The sequence below is a fragment of the Bradyrhizobium sp. genome, from assembly GCF_049581145.1.
GTDB lineage: Bacteria > Pseudomonadota > Alphaproteobacteria > Rhizobiales > Xanthobacteraceae > Bradyrhizobium.
This window is the reverse complement of sequence record NZ_JBAURI010000810.1, coordinates 1-2331: the sequence shown is the minus strand read 5'-3', so window position 1 is coordinate 2331 and position 2331 is coordinate 1. Positions and strand designations below refer to the sequence as shown.

The following is a 2331-nucleotide window of genomic DNA, read 5'->3' as shown; positions in this document are numbered from 1 at the left end:
GAGCGCAGCCGATCCGCAGACGCCGATGACGAAGGCTCCCTCGGGCGTCTCGCGTCGCCGCCAGGCGAAGCCACACGCGGCGATACAGACCAGCAACCACGCCCCGACACTGAACAACGGCGTCGGCTTCAACAGGTCGTGCACGGAGACCAGTGCGACGAAGGCCGGGCGATCGCTGAACACATTCTGCGTCGGGTGCTCGATATCGGCGAGCCACATGGTGAGATTGTCGCGCGCGAGAAAATTCCACATGAAGGCCGCGCGATGCTCGAGATAGGCCAGCGGATGACGCAGAATTGCCTGGATCCAAGCTTCGGCGATCGCCGGCGTTCCGAACAGCCCCTTCTCACGTTCGAGCTTGCGCATGACGAAATCGCACGGCTCGAGCCGCCAATAGATGTCCCACTGGGTCGGCTGATAGCAGCCGTTCAGGAGCAGCGCGGTCTCGGGCTCGCTCCAACTGACCGGAAACTGGTTCTGCTTGCTGAAATGGCTGATGCCGCCGAGATCGAACACCATGATGGTCTGCAGCGGGTGCTGCCGCACGGCGCCCAGCACGCCATAATAGACCACCTGCACCAGCGCGAAGAGCCCGACCATGGCTGGGACGAACAGGATGACCGTCCGCTTCACCGACATTCGCAGCGGCCACAAGAGATAAGCGCCGAGGACCGGCGCGGCGATCAGCGCGTTCGGGCGCAGCAGCACGCCGAACGCGCATAGCGCAAGCGCCAGCAGCTGGGCCGGCACGCGAAAGCGTGGATCGCGTTCGGCGAAGGCAAAGGCGAGCGCCGCGGCCAAAAGCCAGCTGGTCGCAAACAGCATGTCGCGCCAGATGATGCCGACAAAGACGAAGGCCGGCGGCGTCAGCGCGAGCAACGGCAGCAGCGCAGCCGCGACGGTGCGGCGGGCCAGCGCAAAGGCAAGGATTCCAAAACCCAGCCAATAGCAGGTCGCGATCAGCAGGAACATGCTCGCCGAGCCCGGCGCAATCGGATCGATCACGCGCCAGAGCGCCGTCATGACCGGGGACTGCCAGTCACCGACCGTCCCCTTGGCGATGTCCTCATAGACGAACTTTGCGTCGTAGGTCATGATCCCGGGATAGAAGGTCATCAGCGTCAGGGCGTAGGCTGCGGCGATCAGCGCGGCGACCGTCGCGTACACGCGCCAGGACACCGGCTCTCTGCGATCAGACGAGGGCAGCATAGATGTCCCCGGAATTGGCTGCGTGCGGCAGCGCTGCCAGCCAACGCGCGATGTCCTCGCTGTCAACCCAATTCGCATGCACGAAAGCCTGGCTCTCGCCGAGCGCGGCGTTGAACCGTCGATAGCCGAGCGCAACACAGCGTTCGACGCAGGCGATCGCGATCTGCCGCTGGATGGTGGTGAATTCGAATGACAGCGCCTTGACCGGCCGCGATAATCCCAGCAGCGCCTCTTCCTCGAAACCCTCGACGTCGATCTTGATGAAGGCCGGCGTGCCGTGCTTGCCGATCAACGCATCCAGCGTCGTCACGGGCACCGACACCGATGTTCTCCAGTGCTGGTTCTGCCAACCCGGCGCGTCGCTTGCGGCCTCGATGAAGGCCGATGACGCCGTCGATATCGTCGGGTTTTCGCTGTTGATCATCATGCAGGTCATACCTTCCAGGCGAGCCACCGCCGCCGCCTCGATCGCAACGTCTGCGCGGCGCCCATAGAACAGCCGGAGCACCTTGACGATCGCCGGCTGCGGTTCGACCGCGACGATCCGCGCCCCAAGCCGGCGGAACGACGCGACGCGGTCCCCGACATGGGCGCCGATATCGAACACGAGATCGCCACGCTGGACGAAACCGCGATAGAGGCGGTCCATGGCAACCGCGCGCGCCCTGTTGCCGTAATAGGTTCGAAGCGACCGGGAAATCCCGCGCAAGGTCCTGAAGGCTTCTAGCACCACCTCAGGTCGCATCTGGTTTGAGCGTTGGCGTCGCCAACTCAATCGCGGGCAGCCCAAGCGCGAGCAGCACGGCCGGCCGCGCGACTTCCTCAGGTAGCCGGCCGATGCCGACCCGGGCGGCGAGGCGCCCGAACGGTGCCCAGGCCGTCACAATGGCGAACGGAATCGCCAGCGCCGGCCCGGCGGCGAGCAACAACGCATAAGAAATTGCCGCCGGCTGCGCCACCGCGAGCACCACCAGCGCGGCGACGCCGAGCGCCGTGTGCGGCCACAGGGTTTGCAGCGCCAGCGCGAACGCGACCGCGTGATCGTCGCGGGACTGTCCGATCCAGCCGATCTCGCGCCCGAACAACAATCCGGCGAGGAAGATCGTATGGCCGACCCAGAGG

2 protein-coding genes and 1 pseudogene are annotated in these 2331 nt (G+C 65.5%); all 3 read right to left on the bottom strand.

The features are described 5' to 3' along the window. A partial coding sequence (locus tag WCB02_RS26485; RefSeq protein WP_423962717.1) for a hypothetical protein occupies window positions 1-1179 on the bottom strand: 1179 nt, incomplete at its 3' end. 13 nt (window positions 1180-1192) lie between these two features. Beyond that, window positions 1193-1942 (bottom strand): FkbM family methyltransferase, encoded by a 750-nt coding sequence (locus tag WCB02_RS26480; protein WP_423962716.1) that lies wholly within the window; start codon window positions 1940-1942, stop codon window positions 1193-1195. Between the two features lies 1 nt (window position 1943). Then, window positions 1944-2331, bottom strand: a pseudogene (locus WCB02_RS26475) (hypothetical protein); the annotation flags it as partial.